Here is a 26446-nt window from a genome sequence, read left to right on the forward strand (position 1 = left end):
CTGACAATTAATTTCTCTCCTAGGGATACCCTATTATAAATTTTAACTTTATAAAGGAATCTTAGTGAAAAAAATTACAATATTAAGCTTATTCGCGCTGTCGTTCTCATCTTTTGCGAACAGCGCTCTTCAAGATCGACTTGATGAAAGAAGAGAGAATGCGAATAAGAAAAGAACTGCTGAAGTAACAAAGGTTATGGATGAAGCTCTTCAGCATCTTAAAGACTCAGGCATTGTAGAGGAGAGTATAAAGAAGGGAACTAAAGTCCCTAGTTTTAATATTGGTGGTAAGGATATTAGCGAATATTACAAGGATGGAAGTATTATTATAAGTTTCTACCGTGGAAGTTGGTGCCCTTACTGTATGATCCAATTAAAAGAGTATCAAAAATACTATCGTGAAATTCAAAAGAAAGGTGCAAAGCTCATCGTCCTTGCTCCTGATACTAAGAAAGAAATTGCAAAAACAAAAAGAAATCATAAATTAGAATTTCCTATTTTCTCGGATGTTGATAATCAAATTGCAAAAAAATTTGGACTCGCATTTAAGCTGGAGGAAAGACTAAAAGAAGTTTATGCGAAATTTGGTATCGATATTCAAAAAAATCAAAATAGTGAAAAATATGAGCTTCCTTTACCTGGAACTTATATCGTTAATAAAGATGGAAAGATTATCTATGCTTTTGCAGATGCTGATTATACGAAAAGGGCCGATCCTAAAGATTTACTAAAATATTTAAAATAGTAGCTCTACTTTAATAGTGCGGTCATTAAGCTTAACTAAAGACTGTATATTGTTTTATTTTGTGTGGTCATTAACTAATTGTTGATCAAACATTTTTCTTTTATAATTTTAGAAACGATAAAGGATATTTATGCATTTAGATTTTGAGCCGAGTGCTCCATCTCTTGAAGATATAGATTTTAGCAAATTTTTAGAAGTCGATATGAGAATCGGTGAAGTGGTCGAAGTTCAAGACTTTCCAGAGGCGAAAAAACCTAGCTATAAACTTAAGGTCGACTTTGGAGAAGGCGTAGGTGTGAAGAAATCTAGTGCTCAAATCACAGTTCATTATAATAAAGAAGAGCTTATCGGTAAGAAAGTCTTGGCAGTTGTTAACTTTCCTCCAAGACAAATAGGAAAGTTCATGTCTGAAGTTCTAGTTATGGGTTTCTCGGACTCAAATAACGATATTGTTTTGTTTAATCTTGATAAAGATGTACCAAATGGTGCACGCCTACATTAATAAAGTAGTCATTGCCAAGTTAGAATGTGTTCTAAAATAAAAGGTCTATCATTTAGATAGACCTTTATATTTAAGTATAATTACTTTTATTCAAACCTATCGAGATTCATAACCTTATCCCAAGCTTTTACAAAGTCATTTACAAATTTCTCTTTTGAATCGCTTTGTCCGTAAACTTCTGATATTGCTCTTAACTCAGAGTTAGAACCAAAAATTAAATCAACACGTGTCGCTGTCCAAATCGGCTTATTTGAAGACTTTTCTGTTGCTTCAAAAATATCTTTATCATTATCTTTGGCCTTCCATTCGTACTTCATATCGAGAAGGTTCGTAAAAAAGTCATTAGATAAAACACCAACTCTATTAGTGAATACTCCATGATTTGAATTGTTATAGTTTGCTCCGAGTACACGAAGTCCTCCAACTAGAACAGTCATTTCTGGAGCTGTTAGCGTTAGTAGTTGTGCCTTGTCAATTAGAAGCTCTTCCGCTGCAACTGTGAACTTTGTTCTTAAATAGTTTCTAAACCCATCAGCTTCTGGCTCAAGAGCTGAAAAAGATTCAATATCTGTAAGCTCTTGTGTTGTATCCATTCGGCCAGGCTTAAATGGAACTTCAATCTTTACGCCTGCATCATTAGCGGCCTTTTCTACTCCTGCACAGCCTGCAAGTACAATAATATCAGAAAGTGAGACTGTTTTATCAAAACCTTTTTGTATTCTCTCAAGTTCTACTAAAACTTCACTTAGCTCTGATGGCATATTTACCGCCCAGTTCTTTTGTGGAGCTAAGCGAATACGTGCACCATTTACTCCTCCACGCATATCTGATCCTCTAAAGCTAGAAGCTGCTGCCCAAGCTGTTCTTACCATCTGAGAAATACTTAGTGTTGAGTTAAGAATTTGATTCTTTAGTTCTGCTATGTCGATTTCATTTATTAGTTCATGGTTTAGTGCTGGGATAGGATCCTGCCAAAGATGTTCTTGATTAGGTACTTCTTTTCCAAGATAGCGTGCTTTCGGGCCCATATCTCTATGAGTAAGCTTGTACCATGCTTTTGCGAAGCTCTCTCTAAACTCTTCAGGATTATCTTTGTAACGTCTCGCAATTTTTTCATATGCTGGGTCAAAGCGTAGTGAAAGGTCAGCGGTTGTCATCATTGGGCGATGTTTTTTTGTTTTATCGTGCGCATCCTCAATCATATCTTCATCGGCTACATCTTTTGCAAGCCATTGCCATGCTCCAGCAGGAGACTTCACTTTTTCCCATTCATATTTAAATAGCATTGTTAGGTATCCATTATCCCACTTTGTAGGATTTGGCTTCCATGCTCCTTCGATTCCACTTGTAATTGTATCGCCGGCCTTTCCAGTGGCATAGCTACTTTTCCATCCAAGTCCCATTTGTTCGATTGGAGCCGCTTCTGGTTCTGGTCCAAGGTTTGAGTCTGGAGCTGCTCCGTGACACTTTCCAAAAGTGTGACCTCCGGCCACTAGGGCCACTGTCTCTTCATCATTCATGGCCATTCGTGCAAATGTTTCTCGTACATCAATACCTGAAGCAACCGGATCTGGCTTGGCATTTGGCCCCTCTGGGTTTACGTAGATTAGTCCCATTTGAACTGCGGCCAAAGGTTTTTCAAGCTCTCGGTCTCCAGTGTATCTTTTATCTCCAAGCCACTCGGCTTCTGCTCCCCAGTAAACATCTTCTTCTGGCTGATAGATATCCTGTCGTCCACCTGCGAATCCGTATGTTTTAAAACCCATTGATTCTAGAGCGCAGTTTCCTGCAAGAACAAGAAGGTCGGCCCATGAAATCTTGTTTCCATATTTTTGTTTTACTGGCCATAAGAGCCTACGTGCCTTATCGAGGTTTCCATTATCTGGCCAGCTATTAAGAGGTGCAAATCGTTGGTTGCCTGTGTTTGCTCCGCCTCGTCCATCTGATGTTCTATATGTACCAGCAGCATGCCAGGTCATTCGAATGAATAAAGGTCCGTAATGTCCATAGTCTGCGGGCCACCACGGTTGTGAATCTGTCATTATATCAAATAGATCTTTTTTTACTTCATTTAGATCTAGGGAGCTAAACTCCTTTGCATAGTTAAAGTCTTTATCCATAGGATTAGTCAGTTCTGAGTGTTGTCTTAAGATGTTAAGCTTGAGGCGCTTTGGCCACCAATCATTATTATTAGTTCCCCACATAATCAATGCTCCTTTTTGGTATTAGGTAGTTTTTGTTTATATTATATCTAAAAATAAAACTATTTATATCTTTAATTTTTGTTTATTCTTTTAATCATGTACTTTACTTGAGTGGCCACTGTGGTCGTATAATTATAAAGGGATGATATATGCGTTGTGCGTTGGCTCTTTGGGCCATTTTCGTTACGAGTTATTCGTACGCTTCTAATAATTATAATAAGAGTTATGATGAGCTTCTTTGTGCAGTTGAGTCAGCAACTTACTATAAAAGGGTCCTAGAGTCTCAAAACTTAGAAGTTGATAAGTATAAGCATTGTACAGTGTCTTGTATCGTCGGTATTGAGTGTGGTCTCAGTTCTTCTGCTATTATTGGTGTCGCAAAAGAGATTTATGATTTATTTGGTGGAGGACATGCACAGTGGCGTGATCTTTTGGCCAATATTAATGGCCTTCGCTTAAGTCAACGAGTTGATATTCAAAATTTTGAAGATTGCTCTGCTTCCTGTAAAAGTATTTATTAAGTAAGAAGGGGCGGTAAGGTGAGTAAAGAAATTGTTTTATTAAAGTGTGAATGTGGCTCAGTTGAAGGTGAGCTAGTAGTTAATAAGAATTTGAGTAATCATGTTGTTTGTTGCTGTGATGATTGTCAGACTTATACACAATATCTTGGTCGTAGAGATTTATTAGATAAGTATGATGGCACAGAGCTTTTTCAAACAGCACCACATTATATAAAGATTACGAAAGGTCATGAGCATATATCATGCCTAAGATTAAGCCCAAAAGGTCTCTATCGTTGGTATGCAGGTTGTTGTAACTTTCCAATGGTAAATACTCTTGATGCAAAGATTCCGTTTAATGGCCTCGTTTGTGCTTTTGTCAGTGATGGAGGAAAGTCTAAGTTAGGTAATATCCAATCTTATAATATGATGAAGTACTCATCAGTTGGTCGCAAAAGTTGGCCAAAAAATGGCTTTCAGAAATTCTCAAAGATGGCAGGTTTAATTCTTTTAAAACTCATTTCTATCGGGTCTATATTAAGATTAACAAGGCCTAATTCATTCTTTGATATTGACTCTGGCCTACCTAAAGTTGAGCCTCAAATTCTATCTTTAAATAAAAAAGGGCACCTAAACAGTGCCCCTTAACTCTCTTTTATATTTAAATTACTTTAGAAGTCTGTAATTCTTGAAACTAGATCTGGAGCATCAATAAATGGGTTTCTATTTCCCTGGATATTTTCAATTCTATCGTTTCTTAAGCGTTCATCTTCATCAACTGGGTCAAGTTCATGCCACTTACGAAGAGTTTCTTCCATTTGTGAATTGATTTTTCGATCATAACGAACGGCAAAGTAGAACATCGCTCTTGCAACATTTCCTTTGTGGTAAGTTGGTGGCTCGTATGTATTTCCATCAAATTTAGAAGCAGGACAGTAGTCTAGTCTTGAATTTTTAGCATCTACTTTTCCAAAGTTATAATTCCCACGAGTGCTATTTGCTCTGTTTTGAGAAGGGTATAGGTGGTGAAGATCACCAACTTGGTATTTTGATAGGCCACCACGATCAAATTTTGATTGTGGCCAAGTGTGTTCGCAGTTCACAACTTCATGGTTAGGAATTCTTCCTTTACCAATTTTTCCAATGCGAGGAGTTGAATTTGTGTAAACTTCATCACAATAGACATCGCGAATATAAGCTCCATTGCTGTTGTCCCTTTCAAGGTGAAGAGTTCCAAATAGGTGCTTTCTTGCTGTTTTATAAGAGTTTCTTGTGTGTCCCTTAGTTGTTAGTCTTTGAAGGTCATAGCGAACGCCAATAGAAGTATTTGAGCTTGCTAGGATTGCCACGGCCTTCTCGAGCTTAGTCGAAGAGTATGCGCAAAGGCATAGCAGGGATACAATTAGAAGTTTAAACATTCAATTCTCCAAGTCTTTTTTTTGTGTGTGTAAAATTGTTATAGTTGAACGTTATTAAAATGTCTAATGATTAAAATTAGCTGAGTCTAATGTGGATATTTACTTACGAAGCACTAATGGGTTTGCTTTGCGCCATAAAATAATCTTATCCTAGTGATCGAGTTTATTCATTTTTTTTATTAAATTGAATTAACTAAAGTCTCTTAAACCAAAATAGTTTTGGCCTGGTTAAGGAGAGTATTATGAAAAAAGTAATTTTAGGTGTTACAGCGGTATTAAGTTTCTCTAGTTCGGTATATGCGCAAGAAGTTATAATTCCACAAAATTCGATAAGTTTATACGTAGGCTCATTTTCAAATATGGAAGCTGAATTAAAAGAAAAGATCTTTGAAGCCGCTACTGAAAAGTGTGGGGAGTTAGATAATGCACATATTGGCCGAACAGAAATCAATTTAACTTTAAGAAATGTTTTTAAATATCCAATTCAAGGAAGAGTTGAAGCTATTGATGGTTCTTACCCTCAAGTTAGTGCCGTTACAGATATTTCTTGTTACAAGTAAATATTGGTAAATTGTAGTACTGATTAGTACGTCAGAATCTTAAGTTAAGTTCACAGCAAACAAGGACGATTTGTTTGCTGTGAAACTTGGCCTGTCAAAAATCTCATTAACAATTCTAATCCTAGGAATATCGTTCCTCTCTCTTCTCTATTATCAAAGAGAGCAATTTTTAAGAGAAAAGTACGAAGAAGAATTTAAAAGTAGTGCTCAAGAAATTATTTCAACAATCCATGCGAATCGAGGTGTTCGCGGAGAGGCCTTAGTTGCGATCTCACACTTCTTTGCTTCATCTTTAAATGTCAATCAGTGGGAGTTTAATAATTTTACAAAACCAACTTTGAAAAATTTAAATATTTCTGCCATTTGTTATAGTGGAGAAAATGGAACACTTTATGAAACGCTACAGTCTAAAGGAAAGACTTGTGGAAAGTTTGGAAAAAATAATAAGGTCATCTTTGATACTGCAACATCAGATATTATCTTACAAGAATTTGTAAGCTCTGTTGATGGAACAAAGGGGAGGGCCTATATGATATTCTCGTTCTCCTCTTTATTACCTAAAAAATTAAAAAGTGATGATAATTCAAATTATCGAGTGAATCTTGATATTGGTTACGGGGCCGGTGAAAAGAGTTATAACTTTTACCGACACGAGGAACCATTTGCTACGGATGGAAGTACTAATTATTATCTGACAGTTTCTGGACCAAGAATTCAGTCAACTCTTACGGTCTCTTTTGATTATATTGTTAACCTTGCACTTTTTTTATTCATTGTCGTGTTAACGGTTTATATCATCGAAGCTGGAAGAAGAAGAGAATATCTCATTTCTAAGAAAGTTAAAAGACAAGAAAGGGCGATAAAAAAGCAGTATGAAGAATTAGGGCGGCAAAAGAAACTTGTTAGTCAAAATGAAAGATTGGCATCTATAGGAATATTGGCCGCAGGTATTGGTCATGAAATAAATAATCCATTAACAATTATTCTAGGCCATTTAAAGTCACTTAAGAAAAGAATTGGAGAGGCAAATAGTAAAGAGTTATTAGAGAAAGTGGAGAAGTCTGAGGCTGCGGCCCAACGAATAGAGAAAATTGTATCTGGACTAAGAAAATTTTCAAGACAGGCCCAAGACGAAGAGCCTAGGGACTTTAGTGTCGTAAATATTTTTAAAGATACTGTGTCTATGCTAAAGGACTTTTATGACAAGGATAATATTCATTTAAGTCTTTATATGAATGTTAGTGAAAAGGCATTAATCAAAGGCGAAAGAGGAAAGTTTCAACAGGTATTAATTAACCTTATTTCTAATGCTCGAGATGCAGTAGAAGGTAAGGTTGATGGAAAGATCAATATTATTGTCAAGGAAAGCAATGAACGTATAACCTTCAAGGTTGAGGATAACGGACACGGTATTAGTGAAGAGGATCGTTCAAGAGTGTTTGACTTATTTTATACCACCAAGGATATCGGTAAGGGGACGGGGATGGGGCTTTCTATTGCCCATGGTTTCATTAAAGATGAGTTTAACGGAAAGATGGCAATGAAGAGTGTAGTAGGGATAGGAACAGTATTTAAAGTATCGCTACCAATTCATTATGGTGAAGAGTTATCTTCTAGACAGGAGAGTAAGATGCTAAGCTTAAGTGATTTTAAGATGAAGTTTCGTGCGATTGTTGTTGATGATGAAGAAGGAATTAGAGACCTTCTCGAAGAGATTTTACAAGATATCGGGATTACTGTTTCCTTAGCTGAGAATGGCAAGATTGCTTATGAGATGTATGTTGCAAGTCCTGACAGTTATGATTTAATTATTACTGATATGAAGATGCCTGTGATGAATGGACCTAAGCTAATTAAGAGTATTAGAAGTAATAAACTAATTAAACAGCCTCGAATTCTTATTACTACAGGCTGTGTAAATATAAATCTCGAGGGTGAAGATAGACAAGCTTCATCTATGGTTGATGGTTTTTTATATAAGCCATTTTCAGAAGAAGATATCGTAAGAGAAATTAGTAAGGCCATGGGTGGGGGAGTTGAAAAGAAAGTTGCGTAAAATCAAGATACCTTTAGCAAATTGTTATGTTTTTGTTAAGTATGTTAATTTTTGAATAAGTAATTGCCGGGCCCTTTCGCCCGCTATAGAAGTGGATTACAATAGAATAGTAAAACGAATAATTCGTTTACATGGTTTAAGAAAATTAGGAGTATAGGATGAAACGTTTATTTATTCTTGCTATTTTCTTAACTTCTCCACTTTCTTTTGCAGCTAACGATCGAAGAATTAATAGTTCGGAAGACTATAATGCGCCAAAGAGTAAAGTGAATGAATTAAGCAATTATGCAAATGGAAAAAAAAGTCATCAGAGAAAGAATTACAAGAGAAGTTTTGATGACATCCAGGATTACCAAGAGGTACTTCAGACAGAAACAAGAGAACGTTAAAAAAAAAGGCTACTTAAAGTAGCCTTTTTTATTACATAAGCGAAAGTTCGAAACTTACTACATCACATCTTTCATCAATCACTGTATCCAGTTTAAATGCTCCTGAATAAGTATTGAAATAGGCAGAGTAAAGGTCTTGCCCATCTTCATTAATTCCTACAAATGAAATATTTGTTTGGTACTCGTTATAAACTTCATCATAAGTTACTGCTAGCTCTTGAGCTAGGATGTCCATTGATTGAAGTTCTACTTCAAGGCGACATGAAGCATATGTGCTTGAAAGTGTAATAACAGAAACTAGTAATAGTTTAATTAGTGAATTCATAAGGGCTCCTCAAAGTGATTTTAAGGAGCTTATATGAATTTTGTTTTAATCGGTCAATTGTCATTAAGCATATATGAAAAAAATAATGGAATCTTGTTAAATATCAGGGAGCTTGCATAATACTCTTCACTTTCGATTGAATATCTTTAAACTGTTTTGAATTGAAATCGATATTGTGAGCAGCACTATCAACGCTTAGGTCTACATTGCCATTTGCGATTTGTTGAGAGGCCAGCTTTCTGCCTAATTCACTTAATTGGCCCCACTCTTGATCTGGCATGGCCGTAAGTTTTGACTTGGCCTGTTCTGCTTCGTGCTTTCCTATAATTCCTCTTGCAACCATTTGGTCAATCATTGAAGCAGTCGTATTTCGATCAATCTCTCCAGCGAAGACAAAAGCAGATAGTTTAAGTGATAAAGTAACGATAAGTAACCTTAAATGATTCATATTTGGCCCTCTTTAAAATTATGCAGAAATTATAAATGATATTAAAAATTGACCAAAAGCTAACGAAATTTTAGTACTTTATATGGATAAATCTTGTTAAAGTAGTACTAAATTTGACAACTAATTATGGAGGTTGAAATGAAGTTTCTCCACACAATGGTTCGTGTAAGTAACCTAGATGAAAGTATGGATTTCTATTGCAATAAACTTGGACTCAAAGAAGTTCATCGTATTGAAAGTGAAGCAGGGAAGTTCTCTCTTGTGTATTTAAGTGCACCCGAAGATGAAGAGAAAGCAAAAGTAGAACAAGCTCCACTGGTTGAGCTTACTTATAATTGGCCTGATGATAATGGCAACACTGAGAAGTTGCCTGTTAGTAGTCGTAACTGGGGCCATTTAGCATTTCGTGTCGATGACATCTATGAGACTTGTCAGAAGCTTATGGATCAAGGTGTGACTATCAACCGTCCACCAAGAGATGGTTATATGGCCTTCTTAAAATCACCTGATGATATCTCTATTGAGCTACTTCAAAAAGGTGAGCCTCTTTCTCCTGCCACTCCTTGGAAGGATATGGAAAATACAGGCTCTTGGTAAAATTCATAATGATAGACGCTGCTATATTTCTAACTTAGAATGGAAATATGGCAGCAGATATTACTAATGATAGTCGCAATCTAAAATATTATTTTTCTTTTATCGTATTAGGTGTCCTTACAGGGATTTCTTCCTCTGTTTTTTTACATCTGTTAAAACTAGTAACAACCATTAGATTCAAATATAGTTATCTCATTTATTTTTTACCAATTGCTATGGTTGCAGTTAACTTCTGCTATAAGAAATGGTCTCCAATTAGTGAGAAGGGAAATAATCTTATTATTGATGAAGTTCATCACCCTAAAAGAGATATTCCGCTAGTTATGATACCTCTAATTCTTTTTTCCACATTAGTTTCTCATCTATTTGGTGCAAGTGTTGGACGAGAAGGAAGTGCCGTGCAGATGGGGGGAGCAATTGGGAACTATTTAGCAAAATTATTTAAATATTCAAAAAGAAAGAGAGCGGTTCTTTTAATGGCCGGATGTGGGGCCGGGTTTGGTACTGCAATCGGTGCTCCTTTTGCTGGTGCTATCTTTGGGATTGAAGCAATCTACTTAAATGCTAGGATCAAGATATCTACTTTTCTTGAATGCTTAATTGCTTCTTATATTGGTTTTTACACGACTCATTTACTCTATACACCTCACTCGGTATATATACGAATTACTCAATTAGAGTTTTCATGGAAGCTCGTCTTTTATGCACTTATTGCAGGTGCCGGCTTTGGCCTAGTTGCAAGACTATTTGTTCTTTCTGTTGAGAAGTCGAAAGATAGAATTAAATCCCTTGGTCGGCCACTACTTATAACGTTTCTGGGCTGTCTTATTTTGCTATTTTTTTACTATGTACTTAATGATTTCTATAAACAGCGTTACACTGGGCTAGGGATTGAAGTTATTCAACAGGCCCTAACAGAAATAGTATCGATTAAAGATTTCATTTTAAAATTTATACTTACAGTAATTTCTCTCGTCTCAGGAATCAAAGGAGGTGAATTCACACCGCTTGTTTATATAGGAACAACAATGGGCTCATGGATGTCGTCTATTGTTTCAATTAATCCTAATTTTCTAGCGGCCCTTGGATTTTGTGTTGTCTTTGGTAGTGCTTCTAATACACCTCTTGCGTGTATTGCCATGGGCGCCGAGATCTTTGGCCATGAGTTACTACCTTATCTCTTTATTGCCATGGTTATCGGACAGATCGCTTCGGGTAAAGAGACAATCTATTCAGCACAAATCGTTAAGAAATTTAAATAGTTGACTAAAATACTTTCTAATTAATTCTGGCAAGTTAATTTTTTTCTTCACAGAGTGTTTTTTTAATTTCTATAATGACTTGTTTATATTTAATTATGTACTTTCAGGGAGGAAAGAGATGAGAAAATCTACTCTAATGATTGCATTAGTAGCTGCAATCTTTTCAATTCAATCTTATTCATGTGATATTCACGGAAAAACAGGAATCATGCCAGAAAATGATCTATATCGTGGTGTTGATGCACTAACGGGCAATGGAATGACTGAAGAGTTATTCAATATCATTATCGATCGTGCAAACGAAGTTTACGCTCCAGTTGTTGAAACTGAAGGTGCAAGACTTAAGTTTCACCGTAAATGGGAAGATGGAACAGTAAATGCTTACGCTAACCAAGGTGGAGGTGTTTGGAATGTTCACATGTTTGGTGGTCTTGCTCGTCACGAGCTAGTATCTCCAGATGGATTTGCTCTTGTTGTATGTCACGAACTAGGTCACCACCTAGCTGGTGCTCCAAAAATCAAAAGATTTTGGATTCCATCATGGGCATCAAACGAAGGTCAATCTGATTACTGGGCATCACTTAAGTGTTTCAGAAGAATCTTTCAAGATGATGACAACGCACGTATCGTATCAAAAATGGATATCGATCCACAAGTTGAGTCAAAGTGTAATGCTGTATGGTCTGATTCAAACGAAAATGCTCTATGTAAGAGAATGGCTCAAGCTGCAAAAGGTCTAGCGACACTTCTTAATTCAGGTCGTTCAGTATCTTTTACAACTCCAGATATGTCAGTTGTTAGAAAAACTGATGACAAGCACCCAGCTGGTCAGTGTCGTTTAGATACTTACTTCCAAGGTGCACTATGTGACAAAGACCTAAATGATGATGTATCTAAAACGGATGCTCTAGCTGGTACTTGTAACAGAGTTGATGATTACGAAACTGGTATTAGACCACTATGTTGGTATAAGCCAAAGACAATGTAATTAATTCAAATTACCGATAAATGAAAGGCAGGTTTTATACCTGCCTTTTTTATTTCTATTGATTGATGATGTCTTGAATTGCTTCGATCTTTCCATCGATTTGATAATGATTATCGAGCCCTAAAAGTCTCAGAACAAGAGGGAAGATGTGAATATTCTCTTTTGACTCAGCTATATAATTCTTCTTAAAATCAGGTCCCTGAGCATAGAAAATTCCATGCATATCCATATCACTAAACTGATCCCAACCGTGACTTGCTTTAGGAGAGTTTAAGTCTGTAGCAGCAATCCACCAGCCCGATTTAGCTATACAAGCAATTGAGCCAACTCGTACATTTCCTCTAAAGTTTAGTCTTTTTGGAGTATTGTCCTTATTGTAACATTTAAAATTTTCGGCCTTAGCATTTAGCGCTACGATATCTTTTTCGACATCTCTTCCCTTGGCCTTTAGGTAGAATTGAGTAATAGGGCCTGCACCATAAATTCTATAATCTTCTTTTATCTGCATCAGGTCATCATTCTTTAAGATGATTTCTTTCTTCTTCTCATCGACATTCTTCATTCCATGGTCAGAGACAATGATAATATTTAAATTTGGCGTAAGCTCTGTTGCTTGAGTAATAAATTTTTCTAATGTTTCATCAACTTTAGTGATGGCCTCTTTGACTTCCTTAGACTTTGTACCGTGATGATGGCCAGCGGAGTCTATGTCTGGAAAGTAGAGAGTCATAAAATATGGCCTTTGCTTTGGAGGTAGTTTTAACCATTTTAGAACTTGGTCGACTCGATCTTTGTGTGGCATTGAGTGAATATAGTCATACCAATAAGAAGGCCTAACTCCTGAAATATCAGCTTCAGAGCCTGGCCAAAATAGTGTTGCAGTCTTTAGTCCTTGTTCTTCTGCGGCCACCCATATAGTAGGTGAGAGGTAGAAATTTTTATTTTTAATTGCCTTACGATCTTTTAGAGAATAGCTCTGTTCAAGGTCTGGGGCGTAGAAGTGATTTGCTACAATCCCATGGTTCATCGGATAGCGGCCTGTTGCAATTGATAGGTGATTTGGAAATGTTTTAGTAGGGTACGAAGGAATAAGACTTTTTAACTGGGCCCCTTCATTTGAAAATTTTGATAAGAACTTTGGTTGATATTTCTTTGTGTAATCGTAGCGGTAGCCATCTAAGGAGATAAGAAGTACAGGATTAATATTTTGTAATTCTTCAACAGAAGCGGTGTTCTGACTTGATTGTTCAATATGGTAACTATTCTTGTATGTCGAACTGTTCTTTGTACAGGACGTGTATGCGAATAGTGTTATTAATGCTAATGGTACGAGTAGCTTTTTCATTGGTTAATCCCTTGTAAATCAATATTTACTTAAATTGTAAGGGATTAACCGTGTTCTTGTATATTAGGAATTAATAACAGTTATAATCATCAAAATCGATTTCCGAAAATCTAAATTTTAATGTTCTAATGTGCTCAAGTGGAATGTCGTATTCTTGACGAAAAAGACCATCTAAATCTTTTGTAAAAATAATTCCTTCTTCAACTCTGTATTCAACAGCTTCAATTGTCATAACACTTTTCTCCTTCTTCATAGAGAAATTTTAAGACAATTTAGTAAAGGTGAACAAGTAAAGATTTTCTTAAGAAAAGCTCTAAAGCCCCGTTTCTTAAGGTTATCTTAAGGTTTGTTAGCGTTGGAAAAGTGGGTGAGTTCCGACACCCGTGTATTCACTAGTGATGTAGATAGATGCCACAATAAATGATGTTACGATTATAGTTGATAGTAGGAGTGTAACATTTTCTGACATTCCTTTCTCTTCTAAATAATCTACGAGTCTTGCCTGTCCCCAGATACCAAAAACGATCGTGATTACAAAGAGAATCCCTGTTGAAACCAGTGTTAGGGCAATGTTTGAAATCTCTGTATAATCACTATCTGGTGCAATATTGGCCGTTGTGTTCTTTGTAATTTTACCATTTGGTAGAATGAGCGGCCCTCCGGATGTCTTAGCATCCAGAGAGACGTTTCTTTTTACTGTATCTGTAGGAAGATAGAAGCGAGAGAAGGCCGGTTTGTCATTTGACTGATAGGCCTCAATCGTAAACTTAATGATTACTTCTTCACCTACAACAAGTCCGCCATCAAAGTTCTTGCTCCAGTTGATACCGAAGTCAAAACGGTTGATTTTAAAACTTCCTTCAAAGTAAATACCATCTTTATTTGTCCAAGGGTCTGTACGCTTACCTAAGTACTTAAAGCTAATAGGTACAGTCTTTGTTTTATCTTTTACCGTAAGAGTAAGCTTTGTATTAGCTTTATTATCTTTTAAAACAATAGCTTCAGTATTTTTAAATTTTATAATTGGAAAGTTCTCTGCATTGAAGAAATCATTCTTTTTTAAATGCTGATCTCTCTTCTTATCAAAAGTGTTGATACTTTTAACAATAATCTCACCCTGAATCTCACTGATCTTATTCTCATCCTTCTTAAAGTAGATTGTGTAGTCATCAAATTGGCCTTCAACGTCAGTCAGTGCCATATACTTGATGCTAAACTTAAGCTTAGAGTGCTCTTTATTTACAATATAAGAAGTTGAACCAAAAGTATTAAGGGAAATTAATAGGGTAATAAAAAGGTGCCCAATCAGGCACCATTTGTAATTATTTAACAAATTTCTCATTATAGTCTTCTATTCCGAGGTTGATAACTTTCATCGCAGTTTCTGCATTGTAAGTTTCTGTGATTTCAACTTTAGCTTCGCCTTCTTTTACAGGGATTTCCTTATAAGTTAAGAAGTAGTGCTTAAGCTCTGCTAAAACTGGTGCTGGAACTTGATCGATATCAGTGATGTGACCAAACATTGCATCGTCTTTTAGAACAGCAATAATCTTATCATCAATCTCTCCGCCATCAAGCATTCTGAAACCACCAACTGGAATACAGTTTACTAGGATGTCACCTTGAACAATATTCTTTTCAGCAAGTACGCAAATATCGATTGGATCAAGATCACCAACAATTCCTGTGCGTCCTGTTTCTGCTTGAGCAAAGTTTGCAGATTTTTCATCTGAGTATGTACGTGGGATTAATCCATATAGCTGTGGAATAATATTTGAGAACTTCTGTGGGCGATCGACCATTAGATAACCGCTTTCTTTATGAACTTCATATTTCACACGATCATTTGGAGTAATTTCGATATAAGCGTTTAGAACTTTCTTGTCTTCATCGTCCCAAGTCTTGATACCATGCCATGGATTTGGCCTAAACATTTTTCCATATTTCTCTAAGAAATCATTAAGTTCTGAGTTAGTCATTATTAATCCTTTTTGTGAATATTTTGGCAATAACTTAGCACAAAGTGGATCGTCTAGGAAGTTTTATCAGGCCCAATAGAAAGCTATCGAGTGGCTATTTTGAAAAGAAGCGGATGATCTCTGAAAATACACTTCTTGGGCCTTTTTCCTGATCATTTACATGGTTTTTGTTGAGCTCACTAATAGTGTGAGCACTTTGAGTCGTTGCGTTGAGAATACCGATTTTTGCTTCGATATCATCAAGAATTTTCTTTAAGAATACCTCTTCTTTTGGGTCAAGTTCATCAGATCGAAACAGAACGTTTGCCAAGTGGTGAAGTTGGCTTAGGTGAGCAGGATAATTTACTTTATGAATGAACTCATCGGGGCGGTGCCTTTGATCAAGATCATCATTTAATAACGCCCTATCTTCCTCTTCAAGCTTTGCATTGAGGATGAAGTCTTGTATCAGAGCTTTTTCCTGTTGTGAGACAATATTGTCGAGGTGTGTCAGAGAAACTAATGTTCTCCACATATTTAGAAAACTTTCGTATTTTTTTTCATCGCTTAGGTTATTCATTGAATAATTTTATCATAGCTGCAAAATCAGGTGTTTAGGTATGATACTCTTTGCCTAGTGAACGAGAGTCTATAAAGAAGGTATAATTTTATGGACGGGCGGTAGCGTAAATTTATGAAAGTCGAAGATTATTCAAAGAAAATTACTCAAATGAATCAAGAGCAGCGAAAGCAGCTCAACCATATTCGTGAAGGCTACCAGTCCAATCTTCAAAATATTCAAAATAAGAATGCTCATAAGATTGATAATATCAAACATGAGCATGCTAAGAAGCAGCAGGCCCTTATCGAAGATAATCAAGAAAAGCTTGATGAGGCCGCAAAAAAGGCCAAGCTTGCAATGGCCAAGTCTAAAGATTTTTTTCGTGAAAAGAACGAAGAGATTAGAGAAGATTTCCACAAAACTTCAACGCAACAAAAATCAAAATTCGATGAGAAGCTTGCCAATCTAAAGCAAGCCTATGCTGATACGATTGAACAAAGAGATACCACTTATCAAAGTAATCTCGAAGCACAAAATAAGAGATCACAAGAGCGTATTGACTTAAATCAAGACCGCTTCCAGGCTACAATTAAACAACTTAGTGAGCACACGACAGAATCAAATCAGAAATTAAATGCCGACTTCGCAGCACGTGAAAAAGCACAAGTGAGAAGGAATCGTGAGCAATTAAATGAGCTTAAGTCAGAATTTTCTCTTGAAAACCGTGATCTTAAAAACACTGCGGATAAGAATCTAAGAAAGGTTGCTGATGAAGGAAAGAGGCGAGAGGATTTTCTAGTCGCTTCTAAAAAGAATGCCTTGGAAGAAGCAAATCAGTCTTATCTACGTCAAGTAAATGAGAAGCAAGCAGGTGTTGATCAACTTGCCCGTGATCTACATATAAAGACTCAAAAGTCATTGCAAGACCAAAGGCTTAATCACGAAAAGGAAGTATCGCAACTTCTAAGAGATCAGGTCAGCAAGAGAGAAGACATCAAAGGTGATCATGACCTTGATATTGCTCGCTTTAAGAGCTCTCAGTCAATGAACCAAATGGAGCAAAGAGGTGTTGAAGATAAGTTTCAACAAAAAATTGATCGCCTAAAACAACTTAACTCAGAAATCATTAAAGACTTTGAAAATAAACTTGTTGAAAAAGATAATGCTGTAACAAAAAGAGTAAAGGATCAGTCTCGAGAGCAGCAGACCCGTATGGCCGAGTTTAAGAATGAAACAAGAGCAAATGCTGATGCTATTCAAGCTCGCTCTCAAAGACAGCACGAAATAAAAAAGTCTCAATATAATAGAAATATCACTCACGAAAAGAAAGTTGCTGAAGATAGTGTTGTTCAGAAAGAAAATCAATTTCGTGAGTTAATGGATAACCAAAGGGATCACTTTAGAGATAATTTGGTTCGCACAGAAGAAAAAAATATTGAAACAGTTAAGTCACTTCAAGACTCTTTTAGAGAAGAAAAAGAAGAGATCAATGCTCGTAATCATGAGATGTATGCGGAGACTCTTAAGTCGCACCGTCAGGAAATGGATAAGAGAATTTCTGATATTCAAGCTTCATATGAAGGTAAGTTTCAATTACAAGAAGAGCAGTTAAAAAAGTCTATCGCTGATGCAGAAGAAAAGCTCTATATGCTGAGGACTTCTTCTAAGAGAAAACAGCAATCTGAAAGTGAGTTCTTTCAAGAACAGTCTCGTATGCAAAGAACAGAAATGAAAGAAAGCCTTGATCATATTAAAGATCAATATGAAAAAAGGTTTCAGGCGCTTCGTGATGACTTCAATACACGTTTAAAAATGGTTAAAAGAGAAAATGAAGTTAAATCATCTCGCATGACTCATAATCATAATCTTGAAAAGCAGAAGATGACAGCTGATCACAATACAGATATGAGAAGAAAGCTTAATCTTGCCCAAAAGAAACTAGAGAGACAAATGAGCGACTCTCAAAGACTCAGAGATCAACTTGTTTCAAGCTATGAAGAGAAGATTAAGAATTTAAAAAAGCAATATGAATTGAAACAAATTGAAGAGTATAAGCAGAGTTAATGAAAATAGTTATCCAACGAGTCTCAAGTTCCAATGTAAAAGTTAATAATGATGTAGTTGCTCAGATTGAGAGAGGACTTCATTTACTTGTTTGTATTGAACATGAAGACAGTCAGCAAACACTCAAGAAAGCAGCAGATAAGATTTTGGCCTTAAGAATATTTGCGGATGAGCAAGGACGGATGAATCGTTCTGTTGTTGATATCCAAGGAAGCATTCTTGCTGTTTCACAGTTTACTCTTTCTTGGAATGGTAAAAAAGGTAATCGTCCAAGCTTTGATGGAAGTGCAAAACCAGATATAGCAAATAAGATGTTTAATGAATTTATTGAGATACTACAAAGCACTGTCCCTGTAGAGAAGGGAGTCTTTGGAGAAAGCATGGCCGTCGAAATACATAACGACGGGCCAGTGACTTTTCATATTGAATTCTAATTAAGCAGTAACTTTTGACTTAGATCCTTCTTTTTCTCTTCTTTCCATCCTGACAGCTGTTTTCCAAATTCCAGCAAAGATAAAGGCAAAGATCACAAAGAAAGTCATAACGTGAAGAACTTCAATCGTTAGAGAAGATGCAACATATGCAGTATCTCTAACTGGCTCTAGCATTTCACCTTTAGGAACAATAGACGTCTCGTAAACTTTAGTGTTTTCCATGGGGTCTCCGTTTAAGTAGTCGATATTGCGTCAATATTAAACAATTTTAGAAAATTGTCCAGTTTTAACTTACTACAAATATGAAATATAAAACATGTTCTCTATCAGCTTTTTGTTTAGTCCCGAAATAAGTATAAATTTCATGTCAATTATGCAAGTATGGACAATCCATTTTTTGTGTTTTAAATACAATTTATTTTAATGTTCGTCATATGGAGGGGATATGAGATTTTTTACATTTGCCTTGTTACTAGGGCTACTAGTTGGTTGTAAGACTGAATTCAAGGGGACACTTTCTGTTGATTCAGAAGTAGAGCTTAAGTCAAAAGACGATAATATTTCACTTGCTAAAGGTGAGTACAATGCAAAGCTTAAGTTCATTGGAAAAAGAAAACTTAAGATTTTAGTTGCTGGTGAAAAGTTAACAGTTAAGTTTGATGAAAAGTTTAAACTTCCAAGAAACGGAGAGTTTACACTAGATAAGGCCGATACAAGTCTTAATTATGATCTTCATGGAACGATTACAACAGATGTTGAACGAGGGCCTATTCGCCACCGTGACGAGTTCTGTGAAATTACTATTCCAGAAGTTATTTGCAGCAGAAGAAGAGGTCATTGTACGACTGTTTATCGTCGCTACCCTGGACGTCGTTTTGTAGAATACCGTGACGATATCATTTCTAAGGTTTTCAAAATTGACGTTGCAGATGCTGGTCAAACTTACTCGACTTTCGATGCAACTTCTAGAGACTACGATCGTGTATACCTTTATCATGGACGTTGTGGTTTTTAATTTAATCTAAATGAAGCAAATAAAAGGGCCCTCTTAGTGAGGGCCTTTTTTTATGCAATACCTTTGTTGATATCATCAATTTGTTCATTGAGTGTCCAGAAGTCGTAAAGAACTCCAAAGAGAAGGAAGCCTCCTGTTAGAAGGTAGAGTATCCCCATCACTATTTTTCCTTGATAGAATTTGTGAAAGCCAAAGACTCCAAGGAAAGTTAGAAGAACCCACGCAATATTATAATCAAGAACACCTTCAAGGTAGCGATTATCACATTCCTCATCCATTGTAGGTATAAGAAAAAGATCAACTAGCCAACCGATTCCTAGAAGCCCTAGTGTAAACATCCAAATTGTACCCGATACTGGTTTACCGTAATAGAAGCGGTGTGCACCCATGAAGCCAAGGAGCCATAATAGATAGCCCATGACCTTACTGTGTGAGTTATTTGGGAGAATACCTTGTTGTTGATTCATTACTTATACTCCTTTAGGCCCCATGGAGGTGCCTGACGATCACTTAGTAGTAGCTCAAACGCATCTTCGATCTTTTCAAAGATTTCTTTGGCCTCAAAAAAATCTTCTAGCTCCTGCGTTTGCTCTTCTTCATCTAGAGAGAGTGGAATTCCCGTTATAAAATAATTTAGCTCAGTACCTTGGTACTTAGCGCTTATCGTTAATGTATGAAATTTCATTTCATCATTTTGGTACTTGGTAAGCTTTGGCCCTGATAGAAATAAATGGTATTTATCATTGGTGTCTGGACCAATTTCTGTAGTGAAAAAATACTCAATATCATTAAATTCGCAAGAGAACTTCATATTTTGCTCGTTGGTTTATTAGATTTAAATTTAAGTTACACTATTATTATACTAGACTTGGAGATATATGTGAAAGTTGATTATTTAAAGAACTCAAATGGAGACAACGTGAGCGAAGAAAATAACTCGAAAGAGAGGAAAGAGCCTCGTCGCATTCTAGTATCAAGTGATAAAAAAACTCTTAATCTTACAGATAAAGATATCTTAATTGTGGCCTCAAAACTTAAGAAATATATTAAGGACAAGCATAATCTCAATACATCGGCCAATGTGATGGAGATCCTATCTGATATTGTCCGAGTAAAATGTGACTCTGCAGCACAGCGAGCTAAGCAAGATGGGCGAAAGACACTACAAAGCAAAGATTTCTAACGAATGAGTAAATTAGAAGAGATTGCTAGTCGAGTAGAGCTCTATTCTTCCAAGTCTAAATCATCTGTCACATTATTCGGTGGTAGCTTTCATCCATTTCACGATGGCCATCTCGAGTGTCTTAATCAGTGTAGTGAATATGAAGACAATATTATCATTGTCCTAGACTATAGTCCTTGGAAGTCAAATGAGCAGGAAGACCCCTACGGTGAGTACCTAAAGATTAAAGAGGCAACAGGAGAGCGTTTTCCTATTTATACGGGGTTTTGGGCCCAAAAGCTAAGAAGGCCTACATATGAGTGGCTACAAGAGGTGAAATATCCTGAGGTGAATTGGCTAATGGGTGATGATACCTTCGGATCATTTCTTAAATGGTTTGAGGTTGAAAAGGTCTGTCAGTTTCTAACAAAAATCTATGTTGTCCCACGTGACGAGAAAATGGATGAGTATAGAGAAGTGGAAAAGAAGATAAAAAATTATAATTCTAAAATTGAGGTGATTTATCTAAGGCCTCATGATTATCAAAATTTAAGTTCGACGAAAATAAGATCAAATAAATAAGTAAAAAAAAAGGGCTTCAAAAATGAAGCCCTTATATATAGTCCTAATTTGGTTAGGTTCTATTTTACCTTCCAGTAGTACTCAATAACTAGCTGAGAGTTGAATTCAAATGGTACATCTGATTCAAGAGGAGCTGCAACCATAGTTGCTTTCTTCTTATCTGTACCTTCAACATTGTAACAAGCAGGAACTGCTGCGAAACGTGGAGTTTCTTGAGTTTGCTTGTAAAGTTGGTTGTTATAACCTTTCTCTGTTAGAGAGATAACGTCACCTTGACTAACGATGAAAGATGAACGGTCAACTTTCTTACCATTAACTAGGATTTGTCCGTGAGAAACCATTTGAGAAGCTGCCATCATTGATGGTGCAAATCCAAGTCTGAAAACAACGTTGTTCAGTCTTGACTCTAGGTTAGTTAGAAGTACTTCCATCCATGGCTTACCAGCAGTGTTCTTCTTAGCTTGCTTTACGTAAGTAACAAGTTGCTTTTCTCTTAGACCGTAGTGGAATACTAGTTTTTGTTTTTCTTTAAGACGTACGGCATAGTCAGAAATTTTCTTTCTTTTGTTACCGTGTACACCTGGTCCGTATGGACGACGTGCTAGTGCACCTGCTTTTCCAAGACCTGGAAGTTCGATACCTAGTGCTCTTTGGATTTTAAAGCGTGATCTCGCTGTAGTACTCTTTGCCATTGTTGGCTCCTTTTGAATAAAAAAGACTTTAGGGACAAGGAAAAGTTACATCACATCTCAAAGGCTAGTGCCTTAGGCCCATCAATCTTACTTAATAATTTCGGATGTAACTGAAGCTTTATAGCGAACAATGGCCACTGTTGTCAATGGGAAAGGATGTAAATATTAGATATTATAGAAGTTTTAGAGTTCGGATTTAAAGATATCAAGTACTTGCAGAGTTTTGCATCCAGGTTTTCCATTTCCTATTATTGTGTCGTCAACTTTAACGATGGGGACAAGGTATTTTGTTGATGACGTCAAAAAACATTCATCTGCATCTTTCAGCTCACTTCCTGTGAAATTTACCTCTTCGAAAGCAATGCCATGCTTACCAAGTATGCGAATAACATTTTCTCTGGTGATACCTTTTAGAAGTCCTGCTGCAATAGGCGGGGTTTTGAAAATGCCATCTTTTACAATCCAGATATTACTGGTTGTACATTCCGTAACGTTGCCGTCCTGATTTAACATGATGGCATCAAAATATCCTGCTTCCTTGGCCTCGTTATAGGCGAGGATATTGTTAAGATAATTTCCTGACTTAATATTAGGGTCCATGGACTTTACAGGATTTCTAAGAGTTGAAGCAATGATGACTTCAACGCCGTCGTCATACCAAGACGTAGGGTTTTCTGGAAGCTCTTTTCCTATAATGATAACATTTTGGTTGCTGGCCGCTTGTGGGTCTAGAGTGATTTCACCTTCTCCACGTGTGACCACTAATCGAATGTAGCACCTGTCATGACCAGCTTCATGAAGTCTAGTTGCAACTTCAATAATACGTCTTTCATACTCTTTGAAACTTAATTGCAGGTGCATGTGCATCTTTAAAGCTGAGTTTTGAAGACGATCGAGGTGTGCTTTTAAAAAACCAACTTTTCCATTTCGAACCTCTGTTACTTCGTAAACAGAGTCTCCGTAAAGAAAACCACGATCAAGTACTGAGATTTTTGCATCCTTTTCGAGATCTAAAATTTGGCCATTAATGCTAATTACTTTCATGGGAGAATTGCTTTGTATCCTTCTGGGATAATATTCCACGCATCATTTTCAAAACGAATCTCTTTTGTTTCTTTACCCTTTAGATAAATCTTTTGACCACATTGTAGCCAATCAAGAATTCCACCAAATAGATTCGAAAACTTTGTATTTGGATTAGTTTTTGTAAGCTCGAGTATAGCTTTAGTTGAACGCGTTCCAATCGTAGAATAGACAACGACTTCCTTACCTTGCAGTTGAGGGTAGACTTCGTGAAGCTTTGACAAAGGAATAGCTCTCTCAATTTGAGAGACCTCGAATTGATAAATATTTCGTGCGTCGACGACAACAAGGCGGTTATCCTTAAGCCTAAGGCGCCTTGTTAAGTAGTCGCAGTCCACATTCTCAACACTTGGGTATTTTTTAGAAAGGGCCGAGGCCATACTGCCAATAACTTTTCTCTGATCCTTAATTCCATCCGTTCCAATACATGAACTTAATAGAAGCATTGAGAGTACGATATATTTCATAATTTGATCCAAACCTTTGTCATTTAAACTACTTAACTATTTCAATTTATCATGCCAAATCTTTAATTATTTGACCATGAATAAAACTTAACCCATAATTTTACTATGCAGAAATTATTTAAAATCTTCATTTTTCTTTACCTTACAATCACAAGTGCCTACGGTGCCAGTCTTGGATTAGATGACACTAAAGAGCCTATTTTTTACCTCAGAAATTCAACAGGTGAAAACTTAAATGAGCTTTTTTATAATTTAGGTGGAGACGGCTCTACTGCCGAGGCCGCTATCACTCTCTATGTACCTCTTAGCCTTGGTACTGGTGTACAAGATTTTGCATATTATCTTGCTGACTCAAGTGGAACATCTCCTAATTTGGCCGATGCTACGTCTGATGTCGGAGGGCTCTTTTTACGAGATGTTGACTCTCTAGCTTATACAAACGAAGAGCTATATGTAGCATTAAAAGATAATGATAACTCAAGTCCGGCTTATCGTATTGTTAGTGAAATCCCAAGCTCGCAGGTTGAAGCACCATTTGTAAGCTTTCTTGATATCTGCTCAACAAGCGAATTAAATTGTGCTGGAATTACTGATTCAATTGCCTCAATTAAAGACAATATCGAGTTGGTTCTATTCTACATGCCTAAAGATACGGATTATAGTTCAAACGAAGAAGTGGAAATTCCTGATACTGTAGGAAGAGCGATTTATTTTAAACTTATCATTAGTGCTGCTGTAACAGATTTAAGAACACGTGCAAGCCTAAATATCACTGGGACCTATGCAGGGGACCAGACTGCGGTTCTCGATTACTTTGGTGATCATGGTGGAAATAGTGCTTACATTTCCCGAATTGCTCTCTATGTTAAAAATGGAGGGGGACTCGTCACTAGGGCCGTTGATGATATTCGAGTTATCGAAGACCAATCAAATGAAGGTAATGTTAAGGTTACAAATTTGGCCAATAACTCAACTTATAGCTCCGCCATTGCGTATTTGGATCACTTTGGGTTTATAGGGCCAGGTAGTACAAGTAATGCTGACCTTGATGTACAGACGGCAGATTATCAACCTGAACCAATAGAGAAACTACTTTCTGAAAACCAGTGCTATCTTGTAACTGCTGGCTTTCAAAGAAACCACTATGTCTTAGAATACTTTCGCGTTATTAGAGATGACTATCTGATGAAGACAGCTCTTGGAGCTGCATTTGTAAAACTTTACTATAGCACTGCGCCATTTTTTGTGGAAACAATCTTAAATAACGAGGCCTTGGCCTCAATGATTAAAAGGTATAGTTTCTCAATCTATTTTGTTTTACAAAATATCCTATTTATATTAGGATTCATGACTATAGTTACGTTTTTAACGTTTAGAAGAGAAGTTATCTATGCCTTACAAAGTTTTAATCGTCGATGACGAACCAGATATTCTAGAGTTACTGGCCGAGGAGCTTCAGTTTGAAGGCTATAAGACGGAGTGTGCGAGCTCTGGAAATAGTGCTGTTAAGCTAATCAATAGTGGCCAAACTTTTGATGCCATAATTTCCGATTACAAGATGCCAGATGGAAATGGAAAGGTTGTTCTTGATTGTACAAATAGTAATGACAACCAGAAGGAGAAAGTATTCTACTTTGTTTCAGGACAAGCAGATATTTCTCTGAAAGAGGCAATGAAGGAAGGGGTGACTCGTTTCTTTTACAAGCCTTTTGATCTAGATGAATTACTGACAAGTTTAAAAAAAGATCTACAATAAAAAAAAGGGACCTTATAAGGTCCCTTTTTAATTTGGCTAGTTTAGGATTGTCGAATGCGTACCTCGTACGTATCGATTTTTTCCTAGGTGATCTTCCTTGCTTTCTTCAAGCAACAGATCCCAGAAACCATCCATCTCATTATATTTGGCCAGTAGCTCATATGTACGGCCAAGCCCCTGCCTCGAAAAGGCACTTCGTTGGAATTCTACATTCGTACGAAGTGATTCAAATTCGCTTTTTAATTGATTAACAGTTTCCTGTGAAAGATCACTGAACTCTTCTTGCATTAGTTCTAAAATTCTTCCAGCAAGTCTCTTAGGTCCAAAGTATGATGAAATGAACTTAACAAAGACGCTGGCATTAATCTTTCTAAGGATTGGATTGGCCTTGTCGTAGAAAGACGCAAGGAAGCATTCGTCAATTTGTTGGTGTCTAACTTCATCAAGCATATGATAGTAGTGACATTGCCAAAAGTTCCAGTCTACATCACCGGCCTTAAGTGCCTTATTATATTTTTTAGAGATATCTAATGTCCTCTCTTCAAAGAATAGGGCAATCCAAATCCACCATAAAAAGATATTTGGAAATGTTGTGACAACTTTCATAATGAAGTTTTGCACAGGACTTAGTTTAAAAATTCGTAAAGGGTTCTCTTTTGAATAATTTTCTGGTTCGGCCTTCATAAGCATTCTTAGAAAAATTTCACCGTGCTTATCCTCTTCTTCCATAAAGTGATCAATGGCCTCTGTCATTTGAGGATTTAGCTTATAAATTCTTTTACAGCTTCTTAGGGCCGGATTTAGAAGAACGTTTTCAAACCAAATGAATTGCTCGCAAATAGAAAGTCCAATCAATTGGTTGAATCTAAGTTTTTGGGCCTCTGTAAGTAAGTCATAACTTGGAAGGTAAGAGATAGTCACCATTTCATCTGGTGTCCACTTAAGCTTCTTATCTATTGGTTTTGACCAATCGAGTGCTTCAACAGTGAAGGCGCGATCGACAGATTGTTTATTAAGTTTCTCTAATTTGCTAATAAGTCTCGATTCCATCTTAGCTCCAATTATGAAATTACTTTCTTTAGTTCTTCATTAAAATTTTTTTCTAAGTAATTAATTAAATCCTGCGTTGTTTGGCATTGTAAAAAGATTGTAACAGGCAGCTCTTCGAAGTCTTCTTTTAAACGGCCAACAAAAGACATGGCATCATATGAGTCAAGGCCAAGTGTAATAAAGCTTGTTTCAAGATTCAGTGTGATTTCTTTTTCATCACTGATTTCTGCAATTATTTCATTTAGATATTTTAAAATTCTCTCATTCATAGCAGTATCCAAG

At 36.5% G+C, this 26446-nt stretch carries 34 protein-coding genes; 17 read left to right on the top strand and 17 right to left on the bottom strand.

All coding sequences use genetic code 11. The features are described from left to right. The first annotated feature begins 64 nt into the window (after positions 1–64). Both M902_RS14790 and M902_RS14795 read left to right on the top strand, forming a co-directional pair. Positions 65–745, top strand: a complete 681-nt coding sequence (locus M902_RS14790) for a peroxiredoxin family protein (protein WP_021267791.1) — start codon at positions 65–67, stop codon at positions 743–745. Positions 746–875: 130 nt separating this feature from the next. Then, positions 876–1247: a tRNA-binding protein gene (locus M902_RS14795; protein ID WP_021268117.1), complete on the top strand. Its 372-nt coding sequence runs from the start codon at positions 876–878 to the stop codon at positions 1245–1247. Positions 1248–1333: 86 nt separating this feature from the next. Here the strand turns inward: M902_RS14795 and katG are convergent, their stop codons facing one another. Continuing rightward, on the bottom strand, positions 1334–3451 hold the full coding sequence (katG, locus tag M902_RS14800) for a catalase/peroxidase HPI (RefSeq protein ID WP_021268187.1): 2118 nt from the start codon (positions 3449–3451) through the stop codon (positions 1334–1336). Positions 3452–3600: 149 nt separating this feature from the next. Between katG and M902_RS14805 the strand changes: the two genes are divergently transcribed. Together M902_RS14805 and M902_RS16235 are read left to right on the top strand one after the other, a co-directional pair. Next, a complete protein-coding gene (locus M902_RS14805; RefSeq protein WP_021268050.1) occupies positions 3601–3972 on the top strand; it encodes a hypothetical protein in 372 nt (123 codons plus the stop codon). 18 nt (positions 3973–3990) lie between these two features. After that, a complete protein-coding gene (locus tag M902_RS16235; protein ID WP_021268408.1) occupies positions 3991–4599 on the top strand; it encodes a DUF6151 family protein in 609 nt (202 codons plus the stop codon). 23 nt (positions 4600–4622) lie between these two features. On the opposite strand, the gene M902_RS14815 is transcribed toward M902_RS16235, so the two are convergent. Beyond that, positions 4623–5369 carry an endonuclease I family protein gene (locus M902_RS14815; protein ID WP_021268292.1) on the bottom strand — a complete coding sequence of 249 codons (747 nt, stop codon included), beginning with the start codon at positions 5367–5369 and terminating at the stop codon, positions 4623–4625. Between the two features lie 242 nt (positions 5370–5611). On the opposite strand from M902_RS14815, the gene M902_RS14820 reads away from it, so the two are divergent. From M902_RS14820 to M902_RS14830, 3 genes are all read left to right on the top strand, one after another. Beyond that, positions 5612–5929 carry a hypothetical protein gene (locus M902_RS14820; protein ID WP_021268376.1) on the top strand — a complete coding sequence of 106 codons (318 nt, stop codon included), beginning with the start codon at positions 5612–5614 and terminating at the stop codon, positions 5927–5929. Positions 5930–6008: 79 nt separating this feature from the next. After that, positions 6009–7985: a hybrid sensor histidine kinase/response regulator gene (locus M902_RS14825; RefSeq protein ID WP_021268611.1), complete on the top strand. Its 1977-nt coding sequence runs from the start codon at positions 6009–6011 to the stop codon at positions 7983–7985. Positions 7986–8143: 158 nt separating this feature from the next. Next, on the top strand, positions 8144–8374 hold the full coding sequence (locus M902_RS14830) for a hypothetical protein (RefSeq protein ID WP_021267948.1): 231 nt from the start codon (positions 8144–8146) through the stop codon (positions 8372–8374). 31 nt (positions 8375–8405) lie between these two features. On the opposite strand, the gene M902_RS14835 is transcribed toward M902_RS14830, so the two are convergent. Together M902_RS14835 and M902_RS14840 are read right to left on the bottom strand one after the other, a co-directional pair. Further along, complete coding sequence (locus M902_RS14835; protein ID WP_021268162.1) at positions 8406–8699, bottom strand: hypothetical protein; 294 nt, start codon at positions 8697–8699, stop codon at positions 8406–8408. 103 nt (positions 8700–8802) lie between these two features. Continuing rightward, positions 8803–9147: a hypothetical protein gene (locus M902_RS14840; RefSeq protein WP_021268043.1), complete on the bottom strand. Its 345-nt coding sequence runs from the start codon at positions 9145–9147 to the stop codon at positions 8803–8805. Positions 9148–9285: 138 nt separating this feature from the next. Between M902_RS14840 and M902_RS14845 the strand changes: the two genes are divergently transcribed. The 3 genes from M902_RS14845 (at position 9286) to M902_RS14855 (ending at position 11994) form a co-directional block, all read left to right on the top strand. Further along, positions 9286–9744 (top strand): VOC family protein, encoded by a 459-nt coding sequence (locus M902_RS14845; RefSeq protein WP_021267832.1) that lies wholly within the window; start codon positions 9286–9288, stop codon positions 9742–9744. 47 nt (positions 9745–9791) lie between these two features. Then, positions 9792–11006: a chloride channel protein gene (locus M902_RS14850; RefSeq protein ID WP_021268238.1), complete on the top strand. Its 1215-nt coding sequence runs from the start codon at positions 9792–9794 to the stop codon at positions 11004–11006. A gap of 118 nt (positions 11007–11124) precedes the next feature. Next, positions 11125–11994, top strand: a complete 870-nt coding sequence (locus M902_RS14855; RefSeq protein WP_021268676.1) for a hypothetical protein — start codon at positions 11125–11127, stop codon at positions 11992–11994. A 55-nt stretch (positions 11995–12049) separates the two neighbouring features. Here M902_RS14855 and M902_RS14860 read toward each other — a convergent pair whose 3' ends face one another. From M902_RS14860 to M902_RS14875, 5 genes are all read right to left on the bottom strand, one after another. Continuing rightward, positions 12050–13339, bottom strand: coding sequence for an ectonucleotide pyrophosphatase/phosphodiesterase (locus M902_RS14860; RefSeq protein WP_021268554.1), 1290 nt, complete (start codon positions 13337–13339; stop codon positions 12050–12052). A 70-nt stretch (positions 13340–13409) separates the two neighbouring features. Beyond that, the gene (locus tag M902_RS16570; RefSeq protein WP_156979911.1) at positions 13410–13592 is read right to left on the bottom strand and encodes a hypothetical protein; all 183 of its coding nucleotides are present in this window, start codon (positions 13590–13592) and stop codon (positions 13410–13412) included. Between the two features lie 96 nt (positions 13593–13688). After that, positions 13689–14681, bottom strand: coding sequence for a YceI family protein (locus tag M902_RS14865; RefSeq protein WP_040314896.1), 993 nt, complete (start codon positions 14679–14681; stop codon positions 13689–13691). After that, on the bottom strand, positions 14662–15318 hold the full coding sequence (locus M902_RS14870) for an inorganic pyrophosphatase (RefSeq protein ID WP_021268088.1): 657 nt from the start codon (positions 15316–15318) through the stop codon (positions 14662–14664). The genes M902_RS14865 and M902_RS14870 overlap by 20 nt, the downstream gene beginning before the upstream one ends. A 94-nt stretch (positions 15319–15412) precedes the next feature. After that, positions 15413–15877, bottom strand: coding sequence for a hypothetical protein (locus tag M902_RS14875; RefSeq protein ID WP_021268153.1), 465 nt, complete (start codon positions 15875–15877; stop codon positions 15413–15415). Between the two features lie 114 nt (positions 15878–15991). Between M902_RS14875 and M902_RS14880 the strand changes: the two genes are divergently transcribed. Beyond that, complete coding sequence (locus M902_RS14880) at positions 15992–17923, top strand: hypothetical protein (protein WP_021268556.1); 1932 nt, start codon at positions 15992–15994, stop codon at positions 17921–17923. Further along, positions 17923–18357: a D-aminoacyl-tRNA deacylase gene (dtd, locus tag M902_RS14885; RefSeq protein WP_021268636.1), complete on the top strand. Its 435-nt coding sequence runs from the start codon at positions 17923–17925 to the stop codon at positions 18355–18357. Before M902_RS14880 ends, dtd begins: the two co-directional genes overlap by 1 nt. Here the strand turns inward: dtd and M902_RS14890 are convergent, their stop codons facing one another. Then, positions 18358–18579 carry a hypothetical protein gene (locus M902_RS14890; protein WP_021267780.1) on the bottom strand — a complete coding sequence of 74 codons (222 nt, stop codon included), beginning with the start codon at positions 18577–18579 and terminating at the stop codon, positions 18358–18360. Positions 18580–18802: 223 nt separating this feature from the next. On the opposite strand from M902_RS14890, the gene M902_RS14895 reads away from it, so the two are divergent. Next, positions 18803–19372: a hypothetical protein gene (locus tag M902_RS14895; protein ID WP_021267942.1), complete on the top strand. Its 570-nt coding sequence runs from the start codon at positions 18803–18805 to the stop codon at positions 19370–19372. Positions 19373–19422: 50 nt separating this feature from the next. On the opposite strand, the gene M902_RS14900 is transcribed toward M902_RS14895, so the two are convergent. Together M902_RS14900 and M902_RS14905 are read right to left on the bottom strand one after the other, a co-directional pair. Then, the gene (locus M902_RS14900) at positions 19423–19839 is read right to left on the bottom strand and encodes a TM2 domain-containing protein (RefSeq protein ID WP_021268236.1); all 417 of its coding nucleotides are present in this window, start codon (positions 19837–19839) and stop codon (positions 19423–19425) included. After that, entirely contained in the window at positions 19839–20183 is a 345-nt protein-coding gene (locus tag M902_RS14905) for a hypothetical protein (protein ID WP_021267886.1), read from the bottom strand. Before M902_RS14905 ends, M902_RS14900 begins: the two co-directional genes overlap by 1 nt. 69 nt (positions 20184–20252) lie before the next feature. On the opposite strand from M902_RS14905, the gene M902_RS14910 reads away from it, so the two are divergent. Both M902_RS14910 and M902_RS14915 read left to right on the top strand, forming a co-directional pair. Continuing rightward, on the top strand, positions 20253–20555 hold the full coding sequence (locus M902_RS14910) for a hypothetical protein (RefSeq protein WP_021268476.1): 303 nt from the start codon (positions 20253–20255) through the stop codon (positions 20553–20555). 3 nt (positions 20556–20558) lie between these two features. Next, complete coding sequence (locus M902_RS14915; protein WP_021268036.1) at positions 20559–21116, top strand: cytidylyltransferase; 558 nt, start codon at positions 20559–20561, stop codon at positions 21114–21116. Positions 21117–21175: 59 nt separating this feature from the next. On the opposite strand, the gene rpsD is transcribed toward M902_RS14915, so the two are convergent. The 3 genes from rpsD to M902_RS14930 form a co-directional block, all read right to left on the bottom strand. Continuing rightward, positions 21176–21808, bottom strand: a complete 633-nt coding sequence (gene rpsD / locus M902_RS14920; RefSeq protein ID WP_021268645.1) for a 30S ribosomal protein S4 — start codon at positions 21806–21808, stop codon at positions 21176–21178. A 183-nt stretch (positions 21809–21991) separates the two neighbouring features. Further along, entirely contained in the window at positions 21992–22852 is an 861-nt protein-coding gene (locus tag M902_RS14925; protein WP_021267961.1) for an aminotransferase class IV, read from the bottom strand. After that, positions 22849–23358 carry a rhodanese-like domain-containing protein gene (locus M902_RS14930; protein WP_021268253.1) on the bottom strand — a complete coding sequence of 170 codons (510 nt, stop codon included), beginning with the start codon at positions 23356–23358 and terminating at the stop codon, positions 22849–22851. Before M902_RS14930 ends, M902_RS14925 begins: the two co-directional genes overlap by 4 nt. Before the next feature lie 105 nt (positions 23359–23463). Here M902_RS14930 and M902_RS14935 point away from each other — a divergent pair, with 105 nt between their 5' ends. Both M902_RS14935 and M902_RS14940 read left to right on the top strand, forming a co-directional pair. Then, complete coding sequence (locus tag M902_RS14935; RefSeq protein ID WP_021268429.1) at positions 23464–24777, top strand: CFI-box-CTERM domain-containing protein; 1314 nt, start codon at positions 23464–23466, stop codon at positions 24775–24777. Beyond that, complete coding sequence (locus M902_RS14940; RefSeq protein ID WP_021268014.1) at positions 24749–25114, top strand: response regulator; 366 nt, start codon at positions 24749–24751, stop codon at positions 25112–25114. The genes M902_RS14935 and M902_RS14940 overlap by 29 nt, the downstream gene beginning before the upstream one ends. Positions 25115–25150: 36 nt before the next feature. Here M902_RS14940 and M902_RS14945 read toward each other — a convergent pair whose 3' ends face one another. Beyond that, positions 25151–26164 carry a diiron oxygenase gene (locus M902_RS14945; RefSeq protein WP_021268233.1) on the bottom strand — a complete coding sequence of 338 codons (1014 nt, stop codon included), beginning with the start codon at positions 26162–26164 and terminating at the stop codon, positions 25151–25153. An 11-nt stretch (positions 26165–26175) separates the two neighbouring features. After that, entirely contained in the window at positions 26176–26433 is a 258-nt protein-coding gene (locus tag M902_RS14950; protein ID WP_021267857.1) for an acyl carrier protein, read from the bottom strand. Positions 26434–26446 lie beyond the last annotated feature (13 nt).

The organism is Bacteriovorax sp. BAL6_X (genome assembly GCF_000443995.1).
GTDB lineage: Bacteria > Bdellovibrionota > Bacteriovoracia > Bacteriovoracales > Bacteriovoracaceae > Halobacteriovorax_A.

What these genes read in the sequence shown, in the direction of transcription:
- dtd (WP_021268636.1), top strand. Translation starts at nt 17,923, where the DNA reads ATGAAAATAGTTATCCAACGAGTCTCAAGTTCCAATGTAAAAGTTAAT.
- M902_RS14945 (WP_021268233.1), bottom strand. Translation starts at nt 26,164, where the DNA reads ATGGAATCGAGACTTATTAGCAAATTAGAGAAACTTAATAAACAATCT.
- M902_RS14905 (WP_021267886.1), bottom strand. Translation starts at nt 20,183, where the DNA reads ATGAAGTTCTCTTGCGAATTTAATGATATTGAGTATTTTTTCACTACA.
- M902_RS14805 (WP_021268050.1), top strand. Translation starts at nt 3,601, where the DNA reads ATGCGTTGTGCGTTGGCTCTTTGGGCCATTTTCGTTACGAGTTATTCG.
- M902_RS14815 (WP_021268292.1), bottom strand. Translation starts at nt 5,369, where the DNA reads ATGTTTAAACTTCTAATTGTATCCCTGCTATGCCTTTGCGCATACTCT.
- M902_RS14855 (WP_021268676.1), top strand. Translation starts at nt 11,125, where the DNA reads ATGAGAAAATCTACTCTAATGATTGCATTAGTAGCTGCAATCTTTTCA.
- M902_RS14915 (WP_021268036.1), top strand. Translation starts at nt 20,559, where the DNA reads ATGAGTAAATTAGAAGAGATTGCTAGTCGAGTAGAGCTCTATTCTTCC.
- katG (WP_021268187.1), bottom strand. Translation starts at nt 3,451, where the DNA reads ATGTGGGGAACTAATAATAATGATTGGTGGCCAAAGCGCCTCAAGCTT.
- M902_RS14895 (WP_021267942.1), top strand. Translation starts at nt 18,803, where the DNA reads ATGAGATTTTTTACATTTGCCTTGTTACTAGGGCTACTAGTTGGTTGT.
- M902_RS14880 (WP_021268556.1), top strand. Translation starts at nt 15,992, where the DNA reads ATGAAAGTCGAAGATTATTCAAAGAAAATTACTCAAATGAATCAAGAG.
- M902_RS14940 (WP_021268014.1), top strand. Translation starts at nt 24,749, where the DNA reads ATGCCTTACAAAGTTTTAATCGTCGATGACGAACCAGATATTCTAGAG.
- M902_RS14830 (WP_021267948.1), top strand. Translation starts at nt 8,144, where the DNA reads ATGAAACGTTTATTTATTCTTGCTATTTTCTTAACTTCTCCACTTTCT.
- M902_RS14795 (WP_021268117.1), top strand. Translation starts at nt 876, where the DNA reads ATGCATTTAGATTTTGAGCCGAGTGCTCCATCTCTTGAAGATATAGAT.
- M902_RS14930 (WP_021268253.1), bottom strand. Translation starts at nt 23,358, where the DNA reads ATGAAATATATCGTACTCTCAATGCTTCTATTAAGTTCATGTATTGGA.
- M902_RS14950 (WP_021267857.1), bottom strand. Translation starts at nt 26,433, where the DNA reads ATGAATGAGAGAATTTTAAAATATCTAAATGAAATAATTGCAGAAATC.
- M902_RS14850 (WP_021268238.1), top strand. Translation starts at nt 9,792, where the DNA reads ATGGCAGCAGATATTACTAATGATAGTCGCAATCTAAAATATTATTTT.
- M902_RS14900 (WP_021268236.1), bottom strand. Translation starts at nt 19,839, where the DNA reads ATGAATCAACAACAAGGTATTCTCCCAAATAACTCACACAGTAAGGTC.
- M902_RS14890 (WP_021267780.1), bottom strand. Translation starts at nt 18,579, where the DNA reads ATGGAAAACACTAAAGTTTACGAGACGTCTATTGTTCCTAAAGGTGAA.
- M902_RS14935 (WP_021268429.1), top strand. Translation starts at nt 23,464, where the DNA reads ATGCAGAAATTATTTAAAATCTTCATTTTTCTTTACCTTACAATCACA.
- M902_RS14925 (WP_021267961.1), bottom strand. Translation starts at nt 22,852, where the DNA reads ATGAAAGTAATTAGCATTAATGGCCAAATTTTAGATCTCGAAAAGGAT.
- M902_RS14820 (WP_021268376.1), top strand. Translation starts at nt 5,612, where the DNA reads ATGAAAAAAGTAATTTTAGGTGTTACAGCGGTATTAAGTTTCTCTAGT.
- M902_RS14870 (WP_021268088.1), bottom strand. Translation starts at nt 15,318, where the DNA reads ATGACTAACTCAGAACTTAATGATTTCTTAGAGAAATATGGAAAAATG.
- M902_RS14835 (WP_021268162.1), bottom strand. Translation starts at nt 8,699, where the DNA reads ATGAATTCACTAATTAAACTATTACTAGTTTCTGTTATTACACTTTCA.
- M902_RS14840 (WP_021268043.1), bottom strand. Translation starts at nt 9,147, where the DNA reads ATGAATCATTTAAGGTTACTTATCGTTACTTTATCACTTAAACTATCT.
- M902_RS14845 (WP_021267832.1), top strand. Translation starts at nt 9,286, where the DNA reads ATGAAGTTTCTCCACACAATGGTTCGTGTAAGTAACCTAGATGAAAGT.
- M902_RS14865 (WP_040314896.1), bottom strand. Translation starts at nt 14,681, where the DNA reads ATGAGAAATTTGTTAAATAATTACAAATGGTGCCTGATTGGGCACCTT.
- M902_RS16570 (WP_156979911.1), bottom strand. Translation starts at nt 13,592, where the DNA reads ATGAAGAAGGAGAAAAGTGTTATGACAATTGAAGCTGTTGAATACAGA.
- M902_RS14860 (WP_021268554.1), bottom strand. Translation starts at nt 13,339, where the DNA reads ATGAAAAAGCTACTCGTACCATTAGCATTAATAACACTATTCGCATAC.
- M902_RS14875 (WP_021268153.1), bottom strand. Translation starts at nt 15,877, where the DNA reads ATGAATAACCTAAGCGATGAAAAAAAATACGAAAGTTTTCTAAATATG.
- rpsD (WP_021268645.1), bottom strand. Translation starts at nt 21,808, where the DNA reads ATGGCAAAGAGTACTACAGCGAGATCACGCTTTAAAATCCAAAGAGCA.